Raw genomic sequence first — 22,230 nt, 5'->3', positions numbered from 1 at the left:
GCCCGTCAGGTGACCGCCTTCTTCTTGCGCCGGTTCTCCGCGACGCTCTCCACCGCGCAGGTGGTGATCAGGGTCAGCATGAGCCCGGCGCCGAACACGCCGCCGCCCTTGGAGACCTTGCCCTTGGGCAGCTTCTCCGGGTCCTGCGGCGCGGCGACCACGCCGACGGTGACCCAGGTGCTCGGCGGGGCGCCGAGGGCGCCCTGCTCGTCGTTGAGCGACTTCTCGATCAGGTCGAACGCCTGCTTGCCCAACTCCTTGGCCCGGGTGGTGGTGGCACCCTCGACCTTGACGGTCATGAACGGCCCCTCGCGGCTGATCGCCACCGCGTCCTTGGGCTGGGTGACCAGCTTGCCCGCGGACACCGCGGTCTGCTCGATCAGCATGATCGTGATGGTGGACAGCGTCGGCGCGAACGCCAACAGCGAGTTGGTCTGCTCCAACTGGCTGGGCGGCCGGACGATGCGGCCGTCCTTGGGGGCGAGCATGACGACGGTGCCGGTCCACTGGTAGGCCAGCGGCGTCGAGATGTACATGTAGCCCGCACCGACGACGGTGACCAGCAGCATGGGGACCACCAGCAGCCAGCGCCGCCGCAGCAACGCGTAGAACTTCGTGAAGTACACCCCGGCGCTCCCGATGACATCAACCCACCCGAGTCGGTATCGCTCGGCCGGACCTGTGCGTAACAGCAGCTCACCGCGTGCGACGAAGTTCACCGCCACGGTGACCGGGCCGCCACTAGGGTTGGCCCGTGCTGCTGCCTGCTCTGGCCGATCCGCCCGCCCGCGTCGCGCTGCGCTTCAGGACGACGGCGGTGACCTACGACGAGCTTGCCAGGTCCGCGCGGGCCACGTCGGCCGCGCTCGCGGGCGCCCGCCGGGTCGCGGTGTGGGCGACCCCGACCGTCGACACGTGCCTGGCCGTCGTGGGGGCGTTGGCGGCGGGGGTGGCCGTGGTGCCGGTCAACCCGAAGACCGGGGAACGCGAGCTGGCGCACATCGTCGCCGACAGCGCGCCCGACCTGGTGTTGGCGGCACCGGACGTCGACCTCCCGCCCGCGCTGGCGTCGTTGCCGCGCCCCCCGGTCGGCCCCGGTGCAGGCCCGCTGCCGCCGGAGCCGGACGCCGAGGAGCCCGCGTTCATCATCTACACGTCCGGCACGACCGGCCCACCCAAGGGCGTCCTCCTCCCGCGCCGAGCGATCGCGTCGAACCTCGACGCGGTGGCGGACGCGTGGGAGTGGACGTCGTCGGACACGGTCGTGCACGCGCTGCCGCTGTTCCACGTGCACGGTTTGATCCTCGGCGTGCTCGGCCCCCTGCGCCGCGGCGGCACCGTCTGGCACCTGGGCCGGTTCGACTCCGCCGCCATCGGCGCGGCCCTGGCGGGCGACGCCACGGTGATGTTCGGTGTGCCGACCATGTACCACCGGCTCGCCGCGGACTGCGCGGCCGACCCGACCCTGGCGGCCGCCGTCGGCCGGGCCCGCCTGCTGGTCTCGGGCTCCGCCGCCCTCCCCGCCGCCGACCACGCCCGCCTAGCCGAAACCACCGGCCAACACGTCGTCGAGCGCTACGGCATGACCGAGACCCTGATGAACTGCGCGATCCGCGCCAGCGGCGACCGCCGCCCCGGCACCGTCGGCCCCCCGGTCGACGGCGTGGACGTCCGCCTGGTCGACGACACCGGCACCCCCGTGACCGGCGAGGAGATCGGTGAGATCGAGGTCCGCGGCCCCAACCTGTTCCTCGGCTACCTCAACCGCCCCGACGCCACCGCAGCCGCCTTCCGCGCCACCTGGTTCCGCACCGGCGACATGGCCACCCGCGACCCCGACGGCTACCTCCGCATCGTCGGCCGCCGCGCCACCGACCTCATCAAAAGCGGCGGCTACAAAATCGGCGCGGGCGAAATCGAAAACGCCCTCCTGGAACACCCAGCCGTCCTCGAAGCCGCCGTCACCGCCGAACCCGACGACGACCTCGGCGAACGGATCGTGGCCTGGGTGGTCACCACAACGCCCCACCCCCCACCCGAAGACCTCTCCAACCACGTAGCACGACTACTGGCCCCCCACAAACGCCCCCGAGTTGTCCACTACCTGGACGCGTTGCCCCGCAACGAACTCGGCAAAGTCACCAAACGCGCCCTCACCCGCCCCTGACACACCCCTCCCGCGAACCGCCCCAGCCCGAGCACCGACTTTCACCGCCCTCACCCGTTCGCACACTTGACAGCTCCAGCCGCCGTGGTCCAGACGGGAGCCCGCCCACCCGGGGCGCCGGGGCCCATTCCTGACAATAACGCGAAACACGACCTGTCAAGAGCCCAGCGGCCGGGCTGTGGATGGCTGTGTCGGTTGTGGACAACACGGCAAGCTGTGGTCACACGCGCCAACAGCGGCTTCGAGGCAACACGAAACGCACGTGCGAACAGCGCACGCACGAGCCAAGAGCGGGTACACGAAACAACAGACAAAACGGCCACGCGAACCATCGCCGAGCACGTGCACCAGCGCCGGACACCATGCGGCGGCCAGCACGGAAGCGCGGAGCGGAGACCAGCACGACGCGGCGGCAGCCGGCGCCTAGGAGCGGCGGACACGCGAGGCAGCGGCCAGCACGCGAAGCAATGGCGGACGACCGCGTGGTAGGCGACAGCAAGCCCAACGTTCATCCGATTGTGCGGCTTGACGATTCCAGCCACCGGAGCCCAGACAGGAGCCCGCCCACCCGGGGGCCGGGGGCCCATTCCTGAACATAGCGCGGGTCGCGGGTTGTCAAGAGGGGATGGCCTGGAGCTGTGGACAGCTCGACAACCTGTGCACAACCAACCCGCTCAACCTCAACCGATCGGGACCCACCACACGCTTGACTGAAACGCCGCCGTGGTCCAGACAGGAGCCCGCCCACCCGGGGCACCGGGGCCCATTCCTGACAATAACGCGAAACACGACCTGTCAAGAGCCCAGCGGCCGGGCTGTGGATGGCTGTGTCGGTTGTGGACAGCCGGGTCAGGGGAGCCAGCGGTCGAGGATGGTGGGGAGGTCGGAGAGGCGGTGGAGGGTGGCGTCGGGGGTGGCGGTGGTGGGGACCTGTTGGGACGGCGGGATGTCGCTGTGTGGGATGAGGATGGCGCGCATGCCGACCGCTTTCGCGCCGGTGATGTCGTCGTAGGGGCGGTCGCCGATGTAGACGCAGTCGGTGGGGGTGGTGATGTCGAGGGCGGCCATCGCGGCTTTGAAGGCGGCGGGGTGGGGTTTGGTGTGGGGGAGGTCGCTGCTCCAGATCCGGGCGTCGAAGAGGTGGAGGACGCCGTCGCGGGCCAGGACCTCGTCGTGCCAGGTGGCGGGCCAGGCGGTGGAGGAGAGGATGCCGGTGCGGAGGCCGCGTTCGCGGAGGGCGGTCAGCAGCGGGGCGACCTCGGGGTCGGTGTGGGTGGCCCGGTCCCAGTAGGCGCGGAACGCGAGCAGGGCCGCTTCGGTGACGGGGGCGTGGGCCGTGTCGAGCACCTGGGCGAGGGTGAACGCGGTGTGGTGGTCGCGAACGCGCAGCCAGGCGGCTTGTTCTGCGGCGTGGACAGCGGCGGCCAGGGCGACGGCGGCGGTGACGTCCTCGGGGTGGATGACGTCGGCGTACGCCCGCCATGCGGCCAGGTGGTCCATGGTCACCCACGGGGTCAGCGTGCCGCCCCAGTCGAAGATCACCGCGCGCATGCCGGTCACCCTAGTGGCGCGGTCCAGGGAGTTGGCCTGCCAACGGCGTTCTGGCAGGGCGCTGGAACGGCCCCGTACTGGGCGGCAACGCGGCCAAGGACATCGCAGGCCGATCGACACCCGACCAGCGGAGCCACCAGAAGTCGACCCACACAACGTCGCCCGGCAAGGCACCGGAACGGCGGCCACGCGGTCAGGGACGTCGTGGGCCGATCGAGGCGCGGGCGGTTGTCATGGTGCCAGTGCGCGGTTCGACCAGGTGCCGTGGCGTTCGATGGTGGCGAGGCGGGTGTCGTCGGGGCGGGGGGTGAGGTGGATGAGGAGGTGGTCGGCCGTGAGGCGGGTGGCGGTGTCCTCGCCCCATTCGACGACCAGGGCGGAGTCGACGAGGGTGGTGTCGAGGTCGAGGTCGTCGAGTTCGTCGAGGGAGCCGCCGAGGCGGTAGGCGTCGACGTGGACCATGGGGATGCCGCGGGGGCCGGGGCGGTGTTCGCGGGCGATGATGAAGGTGGGGCTGCTGACCCGGCCTTGCACGCCCAGACCGGCGCCGATGCCTTGGGCGAGGGCGGTTTTACCGGCGCCGAGGGGGCCTGCGAGCAGGACGAGGTCGCCCGCGCGGAGGACGGCGCCGAGGGCGCGGCCGAACTCGTGGGTGTCCGCTGCGGTGGTCAGTTCGACGGTCTCAGCCACGGTGTCCTCCCTGGTAGCTGTCGCGCAGCAGCGTAGTCAGGTGGTGGTTGACGAGTTCGGCCCGCTCCAGCATGACGACGTGCCCGGCGTCGGGGACGCGGACGAGTACGGCGTCGGGGAGGGCGGCGGCGATGCGTTCGGCGTGGCTGAACGGGGTCATCCAGTCGTGGTCGCCGCTGAGGACGAGCACGCGGCAGTGTTTGAGGCCGGCGAGGGCGGCGTACCGGTTGTGGCTGCCGAGGGTGTCGGCGAAGTCGGCCAGGACCTGGACGGGGGTGACGTCGAGCATCGTGACCAGGAAGTCGACCAGCCGGGGGCTGGTGTCGCCGGGGCCGAAGCCGATGGCGCGGGCCGCGCGCCGGGTGATGCCGCCGCCCGCCGAGCGGATCACCTCGACGACGCGGGGCTGCCATTCGGCGAGCGCGCCGAGCACGCGGGTCGTCGGGTTGTACTTCGACAGCAGCGGCCGGGGCAGTCCGCTGCGCCCGACCTCGCCCGCCGAGGTCCCGATCAGCGCGACGCCGCGCACCCGGTGTTCGAACAGCGCCGGTTCGCGCTCGGCCAACGCCATGATCACCATGCCGCCCATCGAGTGTCCGATGAGGACCAGTGGCCCCTCGGGCGCGGTGGCAGGCAGGACGTCCGCCAGGTCGGCGGCGAGCTGGTCGATCGTGCTGGACGCCGCGGTCCCCCGACCGGACTTCCCGTGGCCGCGGTGGTCGTAGAGCACCTGCCGCACCCGGGGTTCGACCAGTTCGGCCAAGTCGCGCCGCTGGAAGTGCCACCCGAGCCTGCTCATCGCGAACCCGTGGACGAGCACCACGGTCAGGTCCGGCGGGCCGCCGTCGGCCGGGTCGACCTCCTCGTACGACAACGTGATCCCGTCGTCGGTGACCACGCTGCCCTCGCGGGTCGGTACCAGCTCACCGAGCGGCTCGTCGATGTACGGGTCTTCGTCCGGTACCCGTCGGCGCGCGAGGCCGACCCCGAGGGCGACCGCGGCGGCGACCACTCCGGCGCCGGTCGCAACCAGGCCGGTGCGGTTCATCCCACGTACCGGCGGCGGACCCGGGGCCGGTACATCCCGGTGACGATCTCGTAGTCGATGGTGCCGATGGTCTCCGCCCACTCGGTCGCGGTCGGTTCACCACGCGCGCCGGACCCGAACAACACCACCTCATCGCCCACGGACACCTCGGCATCACCGCAGTCGACGATGACCTGGTCCATGCACACCCGACCTCGGATGGGCCTGCGCGCGCCTGCCAGCCACACGTCCATCCGGTTCGACAACAACCGCGGTACGCCGTCAGCGTAACCCGCCGTCACCAACGCCAACGTCGTGTCCCGGGTAGCGGTCCACGTGTGTCCATAGGAGACAGACGATCCCGCACTGACCCGCTTCACCAAGGCGACCTCGGACCGGAAGGACATCACCGGCCGCAGGTCTTCCTTCTGCCGCAACGGGTTCAGCCCGTACATGGCGATACCGAGCCGCACCATGTCGTAGTGCAGGTCGGGGCGGTTCAGGGTCGCCGCCGAGTTCGCGAGGTGCCGCTTGGGGGTCAGCCCGGCTTCCCGCGCGATGTCGTACGCTTCGTCGAACGCCTTGGCCTGCAGGTCGACCGACGGGTGACCGGGCTCGTCCGCGCACGCCAGGTGCGACCACACCGCGTAGACCTCGTTGTCCGAAGCCGCCGCGGCGCGCACGAGTTCCGCCCACCGCGCCGGCGGGCAACCGTTGCGGCTCAACCCGGTGTCGACCTTCAGGTGCACCCGGGCCCCGGACAGCGCCCGCAACTGCTCGACCGACGACACCCCGACGTCCACGCCCGCCGCGACAGCCGCCGAGAAGTCCTCCGCCGGACCATCCAACCAGGACAGTATCGGCGCGTCGATCCCCGCTTCCCGCAAGGTGAGCGCTTCATCCAGCGAGCACGACCCCAGCCAGGTCACTCCCGCCTGCAACGCCGCCTGAGCCACTGGTACGGCCCCGTGGCCGTACCCGTCGGCCTTCACGACCGCCATGCTCTCCGCGCCGGAAGCCCGCTCGACGAGGAGAGAAACGTTGTGCCGCAACGCTTCCAGATCGATGACGACCTCGGCCCTGGTCATGCCAGCACCGACCGGATCGCGTCCGGCAACGCCCGCACGATGGCCGACGCCGGAGCGGGTGCACCCAGGGCGGCCAGCTCCCCAGCCCGGACGTGCACGAACGCCGCGCAACCACCGGCCAACAACGGGTCCATCCCTGAAGCCAGCAACGCCCCCAGAATCCCGGACAGCACATCCCCCGAGCCTGCCGTCGCCAACCACGGCGACTGGGCCGAGTTGACCAACACCTGACCGTCCGGCGCCGCGATCACCGTCGCATGTCCCTTCAACAGCACGTGGACCCGAAGCGCGCGGGCCAATGCCGACGCGGCGGAAACCCGGTCCGCGCCAAGTGAAATCCCGTGCGACTCGGCGACGCGGGCGAATTCCCGGTCATGCGGGGTGAGCAACACCGGCACATCCGGGTCTCGCGCGTCCCACAGTTCGGGGTGCGCGCCCAACAACGTGATCCCGTCCGCGTCAACGCACACCGGCACACCGGCGCCCAGGATGTGCGCCAGCGCGTCCCGGGAAGCCTTACCCGTCCCCATTCCCGGCCCGGCGACCCAGGCTTGCACGCGACCGGCGTCGCCAACCGACCCGGTCGCGATCACCTCGGGCCAGCGCCGCCGCACCTCGTCCGCCGCCGACCCCGCGTACCGGGTCAGCCCCGAGGTCGCCTGGACCGCCGCGCCCACCGCCAACACCGCGGCACCGGGGTAGGTCGACGAGCCCGCGGCGATTCCGACAACTCCTTGGGTGTACTTGTCGTCGCGTGGTTCCGGCAACGGCCAGGCGTCGGCGACGTCGTCCGGGTCGAGCACGGAGAACAGCGGTTCGCCCAGGTCCAAACCGAGGTCGACGAACCGCACCTCGCCGCAGCGGTCTCCGGCCAGGAAGTGCACCGGCTTGTACCCGCCGAACGTCACCGTCACATCGGCTGTGACCGCCGGTCCGGCAACGGCCCCGGTGTCCGGGTCGACCCCGCTCGGCAGGTCGACCGCCACGACCGGTGCCTGGACCCGGTCGACGACAGCCGCCGCGTCCGGCCGCAGTGGACCGCGGGCCGACAGCCCCACGATCCCGTCGATCACCAGGTCGGCACGGTCAACGTCCACAATGGACCCGATCCGGCCGCCCGCGCGCCGCAGGGCGGCCAGGCCCTCGGCGTGCGCGCGGTCCGGCGCCAGCAGCACCGCCGTGACCCCGACCCCGCGCCGACGCAGGAACGCGCCCGCCCACAGGGCGTCGCCGCCGTTGTCGCCCGCGCCGACCAGCAGCACGACCCGGCGGCCGGACACCCCGCCGACGTGCTGGGCGAGCACCCGGGAGGCGTGCCGCGCGACCCCGTGCGCCGCGCGGCGCATCAACGCGCCCGGGGCGGTCGCGGCCAGGACGGGTTCCTCGGCCTCCCGGACGGCGGCGGTGGTCCAGACGCCCCGCATGCGGCTCCCCTACTCGACGGTGACGGACTTGGCGAGGTTGCGCGGCTTGTCCACGTCGTAGCCCCGGGTGCGGGCGATCTCGGCGGCCAGCACCTGCAGCGGGACGGTGGACACGAGCGGCTGCAGCAGGGTCGGCACGGCCGGGATCTCGATGAGCTCGTCGGCGAACGGCCGGACCGTCTCGTCGCCCTCCTCGGCGATGACGATGGTGCGCGCGCCGCGGGCCTGGATCTCGCTGATGTTGGACACCAGCTTCGAGTGCAGCACCGCCCGCCCCTTCGGCGACGGCATCACGACCACGACGGGCAGTCCCGGCTCGATCAGCGCGATCGGTCCGTGCTTCAGCTCGCCTGCCGCGAAGCCCTCGGCGTGCATGTACGCGAGCTCCTTGAGCTTGAGCGCGCCTTCGAGCGCCACCGGGTAGCCGACGTGCCGACCGAGGAACAACACCGCCTTGGCGTCGGCGAGCTCGCGCCCCAGCGCCTGGACCCGCGGTGTGGTGCCGAGGACCTGCTGGACGGCGGCGGGCATCGCGGCGAGCTCGTGGAACTCGCGGGCGACCTCGTCCGGGTACTTGGTGCCGCGGGCCTGCGCCAGGGCCAGGCCGACCAGGTAGTTCGCCGCGATCTGGGCCAGGAACGCCTTGGTGGAGGCGACCCCGATCTCCGGGCCCGCGTGGGTGTAGAGGACCGCGTCGGACTCGCGCGGGATCTGCGCGCCGTTGGTGTTGCACACCGCCAGCACGCGGGCCTTCTGCTCGCGCGCGTGTCGCACGGCTTCCAGTGTGTCCGCGGTCTCGCCGGACTGCGACACGGCGACGACCAGGGTGTCCCGGTCGAGCACCGGGTCGCGGTAGCGGAACTCCGAGGCCAGCTCGACCTCGACCGGCAGCCGGGTCCAGTGCTCGATGGCGTACTTGGCGACCAGGCCGGAGTGGTAGGCCGAGCCGCAGGCGACGACGAAGACCTTGTCGACGTCGCGCAGGTCCTGGTCGGACAGCCGCTGCTCGTCGAGCACGATCCGGCCGCCCGCGAAGTGCCCGCGCAGGGTGTCGGCGAGGGCGGTGGGCTGCTCGTCGATCTCCTTGAGCATGAAGTAGTCGTGGCCGCCCTTCTCGGCGGCGGACAGGTCCCAGTCGACGGTGAACGGCTTCACCGGGGCGGGCTCGCCGTGGAAGTCGACGACCTCGTAGCCGTCGCGGCTGATCACCACGAGCTGGTCTTGGCCGAGCTCGACGGCCTGGCGGGTGTGCTCGATGAACGCGGCCACGTCGGAGGCGACGAACGTCTCACCCTCGCCGAGGCCCACCACCAGCGGGGAGCTGCGCCGGGCGGCGACGATCAGGTCCGGCTGGTCGGCGTGCGTCACGACCAGGGTGAACGCGCCCTCCAGCCGCCTGCACACGGCGCGGACGCTGGCGGGCAGGTCGCCGGCGGTCGCGCCGTCGGCGTACGCGCGGGCGACCAGGTGGGCCGCGGTCTCGGAGTCGGTGTCGCTGGCCAGCTCGACCCCGGCCGCCTCCAGCTCGCCGCGCAGCGCGGCGAAGTTCTCGATGATGCCGTTGTGCACGACGGCGACCCGGCCGGTGGTGTCCCGGTGCGGGTGCGAGTTCCGGTCGACCGGGGCGCCGTGGGTGGCCCACCGGGTGTGGCCCATGCCCGCGGTGCCTGCGAACCCGTCCCGGCCGACCTCGTCCAGCCTGGCCTCCAGGTTGGCCAGCCGACCGGCCTTGCGCTCGACCGCGAGGCCGCCGCCGACCAGCACGGCGACGCCCGCCGAGTCGTACCCCCGGTACTCGAGCCTGCGCAGCCCGTCGAGTACCACGTCCAGAGCAGGCCGGTGCCCCACATATCCCACGATTCCGCACACGGGGACCAGGGTAGCCGGCGGATAGTTCGACCACCGATAGGCTGGTCCCCATGGCACGCACGGCCAAGCACCTGCTCAACGAGCTGGCCCTCCCGGGACCGCACGAGGTGATGCGCGGTGACCTGGCCCTGGTCGGGGTGCCGGGCGTGGTCATCACCCCCGCCACCGGCCTCGGGTTGCCCGCGATCGCGTTCGGCCACGGCTGGCTGCAGCCGCCCGGCCGCTACCACGCCCTGTTCCGGCACCTGGCCTCGTGGGGCATCGTGGTCGCCGCGCCGGGGACGCACGCGGGGCCGCTCGGGTCGCACCGGCTGCTGGCCGCCGACCTGCGCACCGCGCTCGACGTTTGCGTCGGTGTTCGGCTGGGCGACGGGGCGATCAGCGTCGACGAGCACAGGCTGGGCCTCGCCGGTCACTCCACCGGTGGCGGCAGCGCGGTGCTGGCCGCGGCGCAGGACGAGCGGGTGCGGGCGGTCGCGACGCTGGCGGCGGCCGAGACCAGGCCGTTCGCCTCCGAGGCGGCGACCCGCTGTCACATGCCGTCACTGCACGTGGTCGGCGGCCGGGACGTCGTCGCGCCCCAGCAGGGCCACGGCGAGCTGATCGCGAAGGCCTGGGCCGGTCCGACCCAGGTGCGGGTGCTGCCGAAGGCGTCGCACCTGGGCTTCACCGAGGGCTGGCACTGGAGCGGGCTGCTGGTCCAGGGCAAGGCCGAGCACGGCACGCACCGGCTCAGCCGGGCCCTGCTGACCGCGTTCTTCCTGGTCGAACTGGCGGGCCGCACCGAGTACCGGCCGCTGTTGGACGAGGAACTGAAGGGCACCGAGACCGTGCTGCAGACCCTGGCCGGTCAGCCCGCCTAACGGCCCGGGTACTGGTTCGTCATCCAACTCACCGTGAAGACGCCCGTGTCGGAGGGCTCCTCGGGGTCGACGCGGCGGCGGCGGGGTTTGCGCTCGTCCGGGCGGGCCAGGTCCTGCTCGTAGGCGGCTCGGGAGCGGGCCAACTCGTCCGCGAGGGCCGCGCCGACCTGCTGGAAGCGGGCGCGGACTGCTTGGACGGCGGGGTCGGCGGGGCCTGCGGAGTCGATGCGGTCGGGCATCAGCGCCTGGTCCGGTTCGCCGGGTCCTCACCGACGATGCCGTCGAAGCCCGCGGCGGGGTCCTCGGCGTCGAAGAGGCTGCCGACCAGCCGCCACTGGCTGGGCTTGCGCTCGGTGTCGCCGCCGCGACCGCCGCCGCCACCCATCCCGCCCATGCCCATGCCGCCGCCCGTCCCGGACTGCGGTGGCTGCTGGGTGGCAGCAGCCGGGGCGGTCGCCGGGGGTTGCCGCTCGACCGGGGGTGGCGCCTCGGCGCCCGTGGCGGCACCCGGGCCGGGGCTCTGCGCCGCACCGCTGTCCGCACCGACACCGGCGGCACCGCCGTGCCCGACCGGACCGCCCCGACCCGCGCCACCGTGGCTCGCCGGAACACCCGAGGGTGCGCCTTGAGCAGCGGGTTGACCAGTGGACTGGGTGGGGGCGGGGTGTACACCGTCGATGACGTACCGCTCGCCGTCGGCGTTGACCGTGACCGAGGTCGGACTCGCCGACACGGCGACGTTGCGCGCGGCGGCCGGGGCGGTGGCGGAGTCCACAGTGGAGGGTGTGCGGAGCACCTGGAGGAACAGCTCCCATGTGTCCGCGGTCGCCTTGTGCACGGCCGTCACGTCACGCCGGAACCGGGCGACCGCGGCCTCGTAGTGGGTGCAGTACCCGTCCAGGTACTCGATCACGTCCGCCGTCGGCCAGGCCGTTTCCCCTGGCACGTTGAGGAAGTGCGCGCCGGGCGTGCGCAGCAGCCCTACCGGGTTCGCGCGGACGGCGATGTCGAGCCGGTCGAGTTGGGTCAGCCGGGTCGACAGGTCGTCGACGGTGATGCCGCGCACCGTGTCCGCCTGCCCGGCCCACTCGGCCAGACCGGACTTGATCGTGTCCCGGGCCGCGTCGACGGCGGCGGCCAAGCGCACCAACGTGTCCTGCCAGCCGCGGGCCCGGCGGGCGAAGTCGTCGAACCGTCCGGCGGCAAGATCAGCACCCCGGCCGCCCCACGTGTCGGCGAGCCGGGCGCGCAGCCCGTCGGCGCCGTCGTGGAGTTCGTCGGCGGCGGATGCCAAGGCGGACAGGCGGTCCACGGCGGTCGACAGCGCGCCGAAGTCGATGGACCGGAGGTCGTCGACCAGCCGCTCGTCGCGCTCGCCCCAGACCTCCTGGCGCCAGCCGCCCCGGGCGGCCGGGTGGTCCCGCCAGCGGGCGAAGACCGACCCACCGTCCTTTGTGGACAACAGACGGCGAACGGCGAGCGGACCGTCGAGGACCTGGTCGGAGGTCTCGTCGGGGTGATCGCCCGGCTGGACCAGGACCGCCCGCACGCCTGCCTCGGTCACCGCTCACCAGCGCGGGTGATCCGCTGGGCGGCGTCGTGGTCGGTCTCGGTGATCCGCTCGACGGCGGTGCGCAGCCCGGCCACCGTGTTCGCCAGGTCCGCACCCGACTTCTCGATGGCGGCGACGATCTCGGTGTGCACGTCCGCGAACGCCTTGCCCGCCCGCGCGCCGAGCACGCCGAACCGACTGGGCGCCAAGGTGTCCGCGCGGGCGTAACCGACCACATCGGACACCGCGGTGCGCAGGTCGGCGACCTCGGTGGCCAACGCGGCGACGGCCTCGTGGTCGATCCGCAGCGTCACGGCTACCGCACCCAGCTTCGACCGGACCAGTCGTCGTCCTGGTCGTCATCGGTGGGCCAGGCGGCCGGGCGGGTCTCGCGGGTCCGCGTGCGGGGCTGCTCGGCGCCCTGCTCCTCCTCGGCCACGACAGGCGGGACCGGACGGGGCGCCGGGGGCGGGGCAGGGCGGTCTTCGTCGTCGCCGAAGCTCATCAGCGTGGGGCGGTTCTCCCGCGTCCACGTGGTCGGCTTCTCCTCGACCTGCCTGCTCGCCGCCTCCTGCTTCGCGGCCTCGTGGGCGGCGTCGATGGCGGGCAGCCGCTCGGCCGCCGCCCGGTCCCGCTCGGCGGCGGCCGCGTCGTACCGGGCCAACTCGGCGGCGAACTCCTCACCGACCTGGTCGACCCGCGCGGTGTACTGGGCGGTGATGTCCTCGTAGCGGGCCAGCACCAGGCGCGATTCCGGGGTCACCGGCCCCCCTCGATCGAACTGGCGATCCGGGCCTCGGCGGCGGCGTAGTCGTCGTCGAACAGTTGACCGGAGGTGCGCCACTGCGACCCAGCGCGCTCGGCATCCCCGCCACCGCCGCCACCGCCGTGGCCTCCGCCGCCCATGGCGCCCATCGGCATGCCGCCGAGACCGGACCCGGCCTGGCCGCCCGCGTCCTGCGCGCCGTGGTGGGCGGTCGCCAGCCCGGCCTCACCGGAACCGGCGGACTGCGTGTCACCGGTGGCGCCGGACATGTCGCCGTGATCGCCGGGAATGCTGTGGTGGGCGCCGATCTGGTCGCCCGGCTGGGCGCCGTCCAAGACGCTGCCCGCCGAACCCCAGGCCGCCGAGTGGTCACTCGCCGCGTAGGTCGCTTGTGGACTGTCGGTGGACACCTGGTCCGCCGTCGCATAGTCGGTGTAGTCGGCGGAACCGGTGACAGCGTGGACCTGGCCGCCGTCGACGTGGTTGGTCGAGGTGTGGCCGGTGGGCACGTCCGGGTGGGCCGCCGGACCGCCCGGCCGGCTGGTATCGGGGTCGAGGGTTCCGGTGAAGGCGTTCGCGGGGTGCGCGGGGCCGACCGTGGGGGAACCCGGGTCCTGGTAGTCGACGGTGTAGGTGACCGGCTTGCCGGACCCGTCGTCCACGGTGATCTTGACCGTGTCCGGGTGGTCGGCGGGCCGCTCGGCGGTGATGGTCAGCGCGCCGTCGTGGATGACGGCCCTGCCGTCCGGACCGGCCTGGACGTGCTGCGCCGCGTCGGGGGTGGCGGGGACCTGGGTGGCCGGGTGACCGGTGGGGTCGGTACTCGGGTGATCGTGGCCGGTGGGACCGGTGTGATCGGTACCGCCGCCGGGTAACCCGGTGCCGCTGGTGTCCGTTGTGGACGATCCGAAGTCCAGGTCGTAGTGCTTGGGCTTGCCGGACCCGTCGTCGACCGACACCCCGACGCTGCCCTGCCCGGTCGGGCTCTGCACGCTGATCGACCGGCCACCGTCGGTGATCGTCACCGTCTCCGGGGCGTGCGCGGGCGTCGCCGGGTGCGCGACCGCGCCCGGGTTGGTCGGGTCGGTCGAGTGGATCGGACCGATCGCGGACGCCGGGTCGGTCGAGCCGGGCACCGCAACCGGCTGCGAGGTGACCGGCTGCTGGGCAATCGGCTGAGCGGGGATCGGCGGAACCGACCGCGGCCCACCGGTTCCGCCGGGCCCACCGCTGCTGCTGGTCGGCGGACCGTCGCCGGGGTGGTCGTCCCCGGTCGTCGGTTGGCCTTCCTTCTTCTCCGGCGGGTGCTCTTCCTCCTGCGGCGGCGGGTTGGCCGCGGCCAGGCTGAGCTTGCCGAACGGGTCGGGGGACAGCGTGATGGTGGCCGACTGCAGTTCGTTCCAGGTCTGCACGACCGCCTTGATCGTCTCCTCGATCCGGCGGCGCAGGTTGCCCACGGTGAGGAAGTAGCACTCGCAGAAGTCGTCGAGTTCGTGGCAGACCTGGTCGGACCAGCGGTTGTCGCCGTCGGTCAGCTTGACCGTGCCGGGCTGGTGCAGCGACTCGGCGGTCTGCGGCTGGGCACCCGCGAAGGTGACCCACGTCGGCTGCGTCAGGCTGGACATGGTGGTCGCCTCTTCCTTGGCGTTCCACCCCGTCTTCCAGGTGCCGTGGTCGAGGATGCGGCCCATCTCGTCGATGTAGGTGTGGTAGACCTCGCGCGGGGCCAGGCCGAACATGCCGCCGTAGGCCAGCACCTTGTACCGGTCCGTGATGGTCTTGCCGCCCACGTCCGACTGGTCGGCGAAGCCGGAGAGCTTCTGCACCACGTCCCGGCTGCTCTGCCACGCGCCGGTCACGTGATCGCGCAGTTGGGTCAGCACCGACTGGTAGTCGGTCGAGGCGCCGCGCAGGTCGTTGACCTTGGTGACGGCGGCCTCACCGGCCTTGCTGCTCCACGCCCCCTGCAGCTTGCCCGCCACGGCGGCCGCCGACCCGTCGACCGCCCCGGCGGCCTTGGCCAGGTTGTCCAACCGGCCGCGAGCGCCCCACAGGTAACCCCAGTTGATGTTCTTGAGCTTCCACAGCCCGCCGGACTGGTCGCCCTTCTCCTGCCAGCCGTCGCCGCAGACCGGCTGGGACGCCCAGCGGTCGCGGTTCGCGGGTAAGCACGCCGGGTGGTTGCGCCACTTCTCGTAGAGGTTGCCCAGCGCGTCCTTGCCCATCAACGCGATGAACTCGTCGAGCTTGGCCAGCATCGTGGCCGACTGGTCCTCGGTGTGCACGTCCGAGGGGGTCTGCAGGGCGTCTTGGACCTCGTGGCTGAACTGTTCGGGCATCGGCTACTTCTTCTCCCCGGACCGCGCCAACCCCCAGGCGTTGTCCACATCGGTGTTCTGGGTGGCGGCCGCGGAATCGGTGACCCGCTTCGCCGCGTCCACGCAGAACTGCTGGGCCTTGCCCACCGAGGCCGCCAACTGCTGCACGACGCCGTTGACCGCGGTGAACGCGGCCGCGCCCTCCGGGGTGCCGCCGAAGTGCTCGGCCTTGAGCCCGTCCCCCGTCGCGTACCGCTGCACCTCCTGCAGCGAGACCGACAGGTCGGCCAGGTCCTGCCCGGCCGAGCGGACCACCTGGTGGTCCATCTTCATCGTCTCGTCCAGCGCCACCGTTCCCCCTGCTTCACTGCCCCTCGATGTGTCGTCGAGGGCTTGGACGCAACCCGCTGACCTGCGGTGCCGTCACTTACGCAAAGAAGAACCTACCCACCGGACCTGTGCGCGACGGGCGCTTTCCGCGCATTCGCGCCCGCTTTGCCCGCGCTTCTCGATCCACATGGGCGGTGACCTGGGGAATGGATTTCGCGAGCCGCTGGGGCGCGGTGCGGGCGGTAACCGGAATTAGCGGGGTGTCAACTCGGTCCCTCGCCGTCGAGGTACCTGCGGGCGTCGCGGAGCGCGCGTTCCCGCCGCTGCTTCTCCGCCGTCCGCGCGACCACGACAACGGTCAGCAGCAGCAACCCCACAACCACGAGGATCAGGAACTCGACCAGACCGATGCTCACCCGTGCCCCCTCGTCCGCGCGACGTTCTCCGCAGCACAGGCTAGGCCACAGCCGCCAAGTCGGGAACCGTGCCGGGCGGGGACGAGGGGGCGGGTGGCGGGAGGGAATGTCTCAGTGTCAATGCGCGTCGGCGACTACGGCCGCGAGGCGGTCGGCGGCGACCTGGGCCAGCTCGTGGCTGGGTGCCTCGACCATGACCCGGACCAACTGCTCGGTGCCGGACGGGCGCAGCAGCACCCGGCCCGTGTCGCCCAGCTCGGTCTCCACGGCCAGCACGGCCTGGTTGACCAGCGGCGACGCCGCCACGGTCGCCTTGTCCTCGACCCGCACGTTCACCAGGACCTGCGGCATCCGGGTCATCACCCCGGCCAGCTCGGCCAGCGACCTGCCGGTCGCGGCCACCCTGGCCATCAGCCGCAGCGCGGTGAGCAGGCCGTCGCCGGTGGTGGCGTGGCCGGGGATGAGCACGTGGCCGGACTGCTCGCCGCCCAGGGCGAGGCCGTGCGCGCGCAGCTCCTCCAGCACGTAACGGTCGCCGACGGCGGTGGTGCGCAGCTTCACACCGGCCTCGCGCATGGCCACGTGCAGGCCCAGGTTGCTCATCACGGTGACCACGAGGCTGTCGTCGGTCAGCTCGCCCGCCTCGCGCATCGCCAACGCCAGCACGGCCATGATCTGGTCGCCGTCGACCACGTCGCCGTTGCCGTCCACGGCCAGGCAGCGGTCGGCGTCGCCGTCGTGCGCGATGCCCAGGTCGGCGCCCTCGGCGAGGACGGCGGCGCGCAGCACGTCCAGGTGGGTGGAGCCGCAGCCGTCGTTGATGTTCTCGCCATCCGGCAGCGCGTGGATGGCGATGACCTCGGCCCCGGCCTCCCGGTAGGCCTGCGGCGCGGCCGCCCAGGCGGCCCCGTTCGCGCAGTCCACCACGACCTTGAGCCCGTCCAGCCGGTTCGGCGTGGCGGCCAGCAGGTGCGCGACGTACCGGTCGTGCGCGTCGGCGACGTCGTAGATCCGGCCGACCCCGGCCCCGGTCGGCCGCGGCGCCGGGCTGCGCAGGCCCGCCTCGATCTCGTCCTCGATGGCGTCGGGCAGCTTGTGCCCGCCCGCGGCGAACAGCTTCACGCCGTTGTCCGGCATCGGGTTGTGCGACGCGGAGATCATCACGCCCAGGTCGGCGCCCAGCTCACCGACCAGGAACGCGACCCCCGGGGTGGGCAGCACACCCACCTGGAGCACGTCGGCGCCCGCCGAGGCCAGCCCGGCGCACACCGCGGCCTGCAGCATCTCGCCGCTGGCCCGGGGGTCGCGGCCGACCACGGCCACCGGCCGGTGCGAGGTGTCGTGCGCGGCCAGCACCCGCGCCGCCGCGGCCGCGACGGACATCGCCAGTTCCGGGGTCAGGTCGGCGTTGGCGAGGCCGCGCACGCCGTCGGTGCCGAACAGTCGAGCCATGGACGGGGATCCTCCACGTGTGGGGACGGTCGGTGGGAGGCAGGGAGGGATGAGCGTAGGCGGGATTCGCCGGGAATGGGACGGCCCCGGCGGGGTCAAGATGGGGAAAGCCGCGAAAAACACAGCGGGAGCAGCTTGTTCGATGGGTCGAACGGTGCTGCTCCCGCTGGTCGTACCTGGGCGCCTGGGTCAGCGCTTGCTGTACTGCGGAGCCTTGCGGGCCTTCTTCAGGCCGTACTTCTTGCGTTCCTTCGCCCGCGGGTCGCGGGTCAGGAAGCCCGCCTTCTTGAGCACCGGGCGGTCCTCGCTGTCCAGCTCGATCAGCGCGCGGGCGATCGCCAGCCGCAGCGCACCGGCCTGGCCGGTGATGCCGCCGCCGTGCAGGTTGGCGCGGATGTCGAAGGACTCGGGCTTCTCGACCACCACCAGCGGCTCGCGGATGAGCTGCTGGTGGACCTTGTTCGGGAAGTACTCCTCGAGCGACTTGCCGTTGAGCAGGAACTTGCCGCTGCCGGGCAGGATGCGCACGCGCACCACGGCCTCCTTGCGGCGGCCGACGGTCTGCGCGGTCTCCGACGTGAGGTGCGGCAGCGCCGGGGTGGCGGGCTCGTCGGCCTCGTCGGTGTCCAGGGCGTCGAACTCGGCGACGGCGGCGGCCTCGGCCGACTCACCGGCCTCGTCCTCGCCCGCCTCGGCCTCGGGGGCCGCGGGGGCCTCGGCCTCGGCGACCTCAGCGGTCTCCGCCTCGACGACCTCGGGGGTCTCGGTCTCGACGGCCTCGACCTCGGGGGTCACGACGTCCTCGCTCACTTGGTGACCTTCGCAATCTGGAACGGCTGGGGCTGCTGGGCGGCGTGCGGGTGCTCCGGGCCTGCGTAGACCTTGAGCTTCTTGCCCTGCGCGCGGCCGAGCTTGTTCTTGGGCAGCATGCCCTTCACGACCTTCTCCAGCAGCTTGTCCGGACGGGTGTCCAGCAGCTCGCCGAAAGACCGCTTGCGCAGACCACCCGGGTAGCCGGAGTGCCGGTAAGCGAACGCCTGGTCCCGCTTCTTGCCGGTCAGGGCGACCTTCTCGGCGTTGACGATGACGACGAAGTCGCCGGTGTCCACGTGGGGGGCGTAGGTGGGCTTGTGCTTGCCGCGCAAAAGCGTCGCGACATGCGTGGCGAGACGGCCGAGCACCACGTCCTCGGCGTCGATCACGTGCCAGGCTCGGTCGACCTCGCCGGGCTTAGGGCTGTACGTGGGCACGGGTCTACCTCATCGTCAACATGCGTCATGGGTGCCTGTGCGGGCCTCACCCCTGGGCGAACGGGTCGTCCAGGGGCGCGCAACGCGGCTCGACTCGCGTTCGACCAGCCGAGCTATACGCCCCGCGCCGCACAACAACGTAAGAAGATACCGGGTGCCTCCGAGGGGGTCAAAACCGCCCTCCCTCACCCGCTCGGGTGTGGCCTGGGCCACAGGGGCGCCGGACGCGGAACAGGACCCGGGAATGCTCCCGGGTCCTGTCGGCGCGACCTGGCGGCGTACGACCGCGGCTCAGCCCCAGCGGTTGGCGTTGGCGCGCTCGGTCGCCTCGTAGTTCTCGCCGGACTGCTGCACCGCGACCGCGATCGAGCTGAGGACCTGCTTCAGCTCGTCGTAGGCCTTGTCCCACTCGGCCTGCTTGGCGTTCCACGCCTCGGCGGCGGCACCGGTGTAGCCCGCCGCCAGCGGGGCCAGCCGCTGCTTGAGGTCGCCGAGCAGACCGTCGAGCTGGCCGGAGGTGGACGAGAGCGACTGCGAGGCGTTGGCCACCTCGGCGAAATTGACCTTGATCATGTCGCCGGACATTTGGGTTCTCCCTGAGAAGTGTGAAGAAAGTCTTGGGGGTGGGCCGGAAAGCGGAGCTGGGTCAGCCGCCGAGGACGTTGCTGATGTTCGACAGCGAGGAGGACGACTCCTCCTCCTGGCGGACGTAGGCCGTGTTGCTCTGCTTGAGCTGGTCCGAGATGGCGGCGAGGGCGTTGTGCAGCTTGTTCGCGTCGTCGTTGTAGCGCTGCATCAGCGTGGCGAAGGCGCGCGCGGCGCTACCCGACCAGTTGTCGTGCAGCGGCTGCAGGGCGCTACCCAGGCTCTTGAGGGCGTTCTGGCTCTCCTCGTTGACGTTGTCAACGTCGGTGGCGGCCTTGGCCATCTCTTCGGGCGTGATTCCGTAACCGGACATTGGGAGAAACCCCCTGGCTTGTGGTTGGGTCGTACGCCTTCTTCGTTCGTACGCCGCTTACGACGATGACCCTGCCAGGTTTGGTTCCACCTCGGCGCGAGTTGTCCGCAGGTCGTTGCTCCCGTTAACGCTGTTCGCGGGAACCCGCAGGTCAGCGCGGCGCACGCGGTCGAACACCGGCCGGGCGCGGTTCACAGGTGTGAACGATCGCCGCAGGTCAGCCCCCGTGCAGCAGGATCTGGTCCTGGGAGAAGTCCTCGTCGTCCGGCGGTCGCGGCGCGCGGTCGGGGGTGTCGACCGGTGCCGCCGCGCCCGCGCGGGCGATCAACCGCTGGGTGTCCCGGCGGAACGCGGCACTCGTCTCCCGCGCCTCGGCCGACGCCCGCCGGGCCCGGGTGATCGCGGCGGCCGCCTCGGCCCGGAACCTGGCCACGGACTCGGCGAAACCCTCGTTCACTGCCCACCTCCGACCTCGACCGACCGCACCACGGTGGTGCAGGCCGCCTGCACGGCGTCCCGACCGTCCGGGGTGTACTGGCACCCCACGCTCACCTGGAAGGTGCCGCCGAGGAGCACGTACCAGTCGACGGTAGCGCCCTGGTCGGGCACCTGCTCGCGGTAGTAGACGACATCCCGCCCGGCGAAACTGGCGTGGTCGCGGAAATCGGAGAGCCCGGAGCCGCCCTTGGTGAAGTCCTCCCGCAGCCGCGCGACCGCCCGCTCCCGGTCGGTCCCGCTGTCGAAGGACAGCTTGCGCTCCTGGATGATCACCAGGTCGTTGCCCTGCTCGGCCCCGGTCGGTTTGACGTCGGTCCGCGCGATGTTCGGGTTGCCCCCGGTCTGCGTCCACCCGTCGGGGAGCGAGAACCGGTAGTCGTAACGCGCGACCTTCGGCGCGTCCGCGCCACTGCCGTTCACCAGGACCAGAACAGTCGCGGCCGCCGCGATCAGTGCGAAAAGGACACCGATCCCGACGAACAGCTTCGTCGTGGGTTTCCGCGGCTCCGGTCGGGCGGTGCCACCCGGGGCACCGAGGTGAACGGTTTCCCGCTGCGGTGCCCCGGGGAGAGCACGCGGCGCCGAGAGCACCCCCGTCTGCTCGACCTCGGCCGCCACCGCCCGCAGCGCGCCCCGCGCGACCACGGTCTCCGGTTGGTCGAGCGTCACCGGCACGATCCCGGTCCGCTCCGCCACCAACCGCGCCACCAGCGGAATCCGACTCGACCCACCGACGAGGAACACCGCGTCGGCCCCACCCGCCTCCGCGATCGCCGCCGCCGTCAACTCGACCGCGGCGGTGATCGCGGGCCTGATCAACCGCTCCAGGTCGTCCCTGGTGACGTGCGCGTCGGGAAACGGGGACGGCAGCGGCACATCGGTGTAGGTGTGCCGGGACAGGGACTCCTTGGCGCCCCGGACATCCTGGTGCAGCAGCCGCCTGCGCCGCCGGTCGAGCAGGTCCCGCCCGGCCATGAGCTCAGCCCACGCGGCCTGGTCGGACACCGTGCGCCCCAGGTGGTCGAGCAGCAACTGGTCGACATCAGCGCCCCCGAACGCCGGATTCCCCTTGGTGGCCAACACGACGTTGGGTTTGGTCCGCACCACACTGACATCGGTCGTCCCCCCACCCAGGTCCAACACCGCGATCACCCGCCCAGCCCCGGGAACACTCGCCGCGTGGAACACCGCCGCCGCCACCGGCTCCGGCACCAACCGCACCTGCCGGGCCAGGTTGACCGCCGCCTGCCGGAGAACCCCGGTCCGCACACTCCCCCAGTCCGCCGGGTGGGTCAGCACCAGTTGGTCAACCAGCCCCCCACCCGCCACTCGCCGCGCCTCCGCCACCGCCCGCCCGATCACAGCCCTGAACACCGTGGCGACCGGGACGACGACATCCCCGAGCAGCAACTCCCCATCATCAACCCGCCGCTTCGGATGCGCCTCAAACCTCGACGGCTCCACCGCCGCCCGCCGCTCCGCCTCCTGCCCCACGAACAACGTCCCATCAACCCCGACACACACCGCCGAAGCCAACAAGGGCTGCCCATCAACCACAACAACCTGCGGCTCCCGCCCACCCACCGCCAAAGCCACACAAGTACTCGAACACCCAAAGTCCACAGCGACCCGCAACACGCGCACCACCCCCAGTCCCCGGGTATGTCCCAGATCACCCTACGACCCACCCCACCCCCAGCCACCAGCACCACGACAACCGCGAACCGCGCCCCTCGAACCCACCCACATCGACAAGGCGCCACTCTTGCACCGCACGCCCAAACCCCACACCTCATCGAGGAAGCGCTACCCCCACACCGCACCCCTCGACCCGCGCCAAATCGATAAAACGCCACTCCCGCACCGCGCTCCTCGAAACCCCCACGCAAATCGACGAAGCCCCACACCCGCACCGCCCCCCCAAAAAAAGAAATAGAAACTCCACCCCGTATCGACGAAGCCCCACACCTGCGCCGCGCGCCTAAAAACCCAGCCCTGATCGACGAAGCCC

23 protein-coding genes are annotated in these 22,230 nt (G+C 71.9%); 2 read left to right on the top strand and 21 right to left on the bottom strand.

All coding sequences use genetic code 11. The features are described from left to right. Window positions 1–5 precede the first annotated feature (5 nt). Complete coding sequence (locus H504_RS0108535) at window positions 6–719, bottom strand: hypothetical protein (protein ID WP_026422443.1); 714 nt, start codon at window positions 717–719, stop codon at window positions 6–8. A gap of 35 nt (window positions 720–754) precedes the next feature. On the opposite strand from H504_RS0108535, the gene H504_RS0108530 reads away from it, so the two are divergent. Next, window positions 755–2,167, top strand: coding sequence for an acyl-CoA synthetase (locus tag H504_RS0108530; RefSeq protein ID WP_035303709.1), 1,413 nt, complete (start codon window positions 755–757; stop codon window positions 2,165–2,167). A gap of 849 nt (window positions 2,168–3,016) precedes the next feature. Here H504_RS0108530 and H504_RS0108525 read toward each other — a convergent pair. The 6 genes from H504_RS0108525 to glmS all read right to left on the bottom strand — a co-directional run bounded on the left by H504_RS0108525 (window position 3,017) and on the right by glmS (window position 9,816). Beyond that, window positions 3,017–3,718, bottom strand: a complete 702-nt coding sequence (locus H504_RS0108525) for an HAD family hydrolase (RefSeq protein WP_035303707.1) — start codon at window positions 3,716–3,718, stop codon at window positions 3,017–3,019. 231 nt (window positions 3,719–3,949) lie between these two features. Further along, the gene (gene tsaE, locus H504_RS0108520; RefSeq protein ID WP_026422440.1) at window positions 3,950–4,408 is read right to left on the bottom strand and encodes a tRNA (adenosine(37)-N6)-threonylcarbamoyltransferase complex ATPase subunit type 1 TsaE; all 459 of its coding nucleotides are present in this window, start codon (window positions 4,406–4,408) and stop codon (window positions 3,950–3,952) included. Further along, the gene (locus H504_RS0108515) at window positions 4,401–5,456 is read right to left on the bottom strand and encodes an alpha/beta fold hydrolase (protein WP_026422439.1); all 1,056 of its coding nucleotides are present in this window, start codon (window positions 5,454–5,456) and stop codon (window positions 4,401–4,403) included. Before H504_RS0108515 ends, tsaE begins: the two co-directional genes overlap by 8 nt. Beyond that, complete coding sequence (alr, locus tag H504_RS0108510) at window positions 5,453–6,523, bottom strand: alanine racemase (protein WP_026422438.1); 1,071 nt, start codon at window positions 6,521–6,523, stop codon at window positions 5,453–5,455. The genes H504_RS0108515 and alr overlap by 4 nt, the downstream gene beginning before the upstream one ends. Beyond that, window positions 6,520–7,947: a bifunctional ADP-dependent NAD(P)H-hydrate dehydratase/NAD(P)H-hydrate epimerase gene (locus tag H504_RS0108505; protein ID WP_026422437.1), complete on the bottom strand. Its 1,428-nt coding sequence runs from the start codon at window positions 7,945–7,947 to the stop codon at window positions 6,520–6,522. The genes alr and H504_RS0108505 overlap by 4 nt, the downstream gene beginning before the upstream one ends. 9 nt (window positions 7,948–7,956) lie before the next feature. Further along, window positions 7,957–9,816 carry a glutamine--fructose-6-phosphate transaminase (isomerizing) gene (gene glmS, locus H504_RS0108500; protein WP_026422436.1) on the bottom strand — a complete coding sequence of 620 codons (1,860 nt, stop codon included), beginning with the start codon at window positions 9,814–9,816 and terminating at the stop codon, window positions 7,957–7,959. A 50-nt stretch (window positions 9,817–9,866) separates the two neighbouring features. Here glmS and H504_RS0108495 point away from each other — a divergent pair, with 50 nt between their 5' ends. Then, window positions 9,867–10,679 (top strand): dienelactone hydrolase family protein, encoded by an 813-nt coding sequence (locus tag H504_RS0108495; protein ID WP_026422435.1) that lies wholly within the window; start codon window positions 9,867–9,869, stop codon window positions 10,677–10,679. Here H504_RS0108495 and H504_RS0108490 read toward each other — a convergent pair. The 14 genes from H504_RS0108490 to H504_RS0108425 all read right to left on the bottom strand — a co-directional run bounded on the left by H504_RS0108490 (window position 10,676) and on the right by H504_RS0108425 (window position 21,842). Continuing rightward, window positions 10,676–10,918 (bottom strand): hypothetical protein, encoded by a 243-nt coding sequence (locus H504_RS0108490; protein WP_026422434.1) that lies wholly within the window; start codon window positions 10,916–10,918, stop codon window positions 10,676–10,678. The two genes, H504_RS0108495 and H504_RS0108490, sit on opposite strands and share 4 nt — an antisense overlap. Continuing rightward, a complete protein-coding gene (locus H504_RS0108485; protein WP_026422433.1) occupies window positions 10,918–12,243 on the bottom strand; it encodes a WXG100 family type VII secretion target in 1,326 nt (441 codons plus the stop codon). The genes H504_RS0108490 and H504_RS0108485 overlap by 1 nt, the downstream gene beginning before the upstream one ends. Further along, window positions 12,240–12,545, bottom strand: a complete 306-nt coding sequence (locus H504_RS0108480; RefSeq protein WP_026422432.1) for a hypothetical protein — start codon at window positions 12,543–12,545, stop codon at window positions 12,240–12,242. The genes H504_RS0108485 and H504_RS0108480 overlap by 4 nt, the downstream gene beginning before the upstream one ends. Before the next feature lie 2 nt (window positions 12,546–12,547). Further along, window positions 12,548–12,994 (bottom strand): hypothetical protein, encoded by a 447-nt coding sequence (locus H504_RS0108475; protein ID WP_026422431.1) that lies wholly within the window; start codon window positions 12,992–12,994, stop codon window positions 12,548–12,550. Then, a complete protein-coding gene (locus tag H504_RS0108470) occupies window positions 12,991–15,336 on the bottom strand; it encodes a hypothetical protein (RefSeq protein WP_026422430.1) in 2,346 nt (781 codons plus the stop codon). The genes H504_RS0108475 and H504_RS0108470 overlap by 4 nt, the downstream gene beginning before the upstream one ends. Before the next feature lie 3 nt (window positions 15,337–15,339). Further along, entirely contained in the window at window positions 15,340–15,666 is a 327-nt protein-coding gene (locus H504_RS33955) for a hypothetical protein (RefSeq protein WP_035303705.1), read from the bottom strand. 242 nt (window positions 15,667–15,908) lie between these two features. Further along, window positions 15,909–16,061, bottom strand: coding sequence for a hypothetical protein (locus H504_RS40945; protein WP_157440286.1), 153 nt, complete (start codon window positions 16,059–16,061; stop codon window positions 15,909–15,911). A gap of 117 nt (window positions 16,062–16,178) precedes the next feature. Further along, window positions 16,179–17,513 (bottom strand): phosphoglucosamine mutase, encoded by a 1,335-nt coding sequence (gene glmM / locus H504_RS0108455; protein ID WP_026422429.1) that lies wholly within the window; start codon window positions 17,511–17,513, stop codon window positions 16,179–16,181. A gap of 189 nt (window positions 17,514–17,702) precedes the next feature. Continuing rightward, window positions 17,703–18,143 (bottom strand): 30S ribosomal protein S9, encoded by a 441-nt coding sequence (rpsI, locus tag H504_RS38520; protein ID WP_026422428.1) that lies wholly within the window; start codon window positions 18,141–18,143, stop codon window positions 17,703–17,705. A 176-nt stretch (window positions 18,144–18,319) separates the two neighbouring features. Continuing rightward, entirely contained in the window at window positions 18,320–18,763 is a 444-nt protein-coding gene (gene rplM, locus H504_RS0108445; protein WP_026422427.1) for a 50S ribosomal protein L13, read from the bottom strand. 291 nt (window positions 18,764–19,054) lie between these two features. Then, window positions 19,055–19,348: a WXG100 family type VII secretion target gene (locus tag H504_RS0108440; protein ID WP_026422426.1), complete on the bottom strand. Its 294-nt coding sequence runs from the start codon at window positions 19,346–19,348 to the stop codon at window positions 19,055–19,057. Between the two features lie 61 nt (window positions 19,349–19,409). Continuing rightward, window positions 19,410–19,721 (bottom strand): WXG100 family type VII secretion target, encoded by a 312-nt coding sequence (locus tag H504_RS0108435; protein ID WP_026422425.1) that lies wholly within the window; start codon window positions 19,719–19,721, stop codon window positions 19,410–19,412. A 217-nt stretch (window positions 19,722–19,938) separates the two neighbouring features. Further along, the gene (locus H504_RS0108430) at window positions 19,939–20,178 is read right to left on the bottom strand and encodes a hypothetical protein (protein WP_026422424.1); all 240 of its coding nucleotides are present in this window, start codon (window positions 20,176–20,178) and stop codon (window positions 19,939–19,941) included. Further along, a complete protein-coding gene (locus tag H504_RS0108425; protein WP_026422423.1) occupies window positions 20,175–21,842 on the bottom strand; it encodes a type VII secretion-associated protein in 1,668 nt (555 codons plus the stop codon). Before H504_RS0108425 ends, H504_RS0108430 begins: the two co-directional genes overlap by 4 nt. Window positions 21,843–22,230 lie beyond the last annotated feature (388 nt).

Origin of the sequence: Actinokineospora inagensis DSM 44258 (assembly GCF_000482865.1) — a bacterium.
GTDB lineage: Bacteria > Actinomycetota > Actinomycetes > Mycobacteriales > Pseudonocardiaceae > Actinokineospora > Actinokineospora inagensis.
Note: the sequence above shows the minus strand (reverse complement) of the source record. Positions and strands in the feature narration are given on the sequence as shown.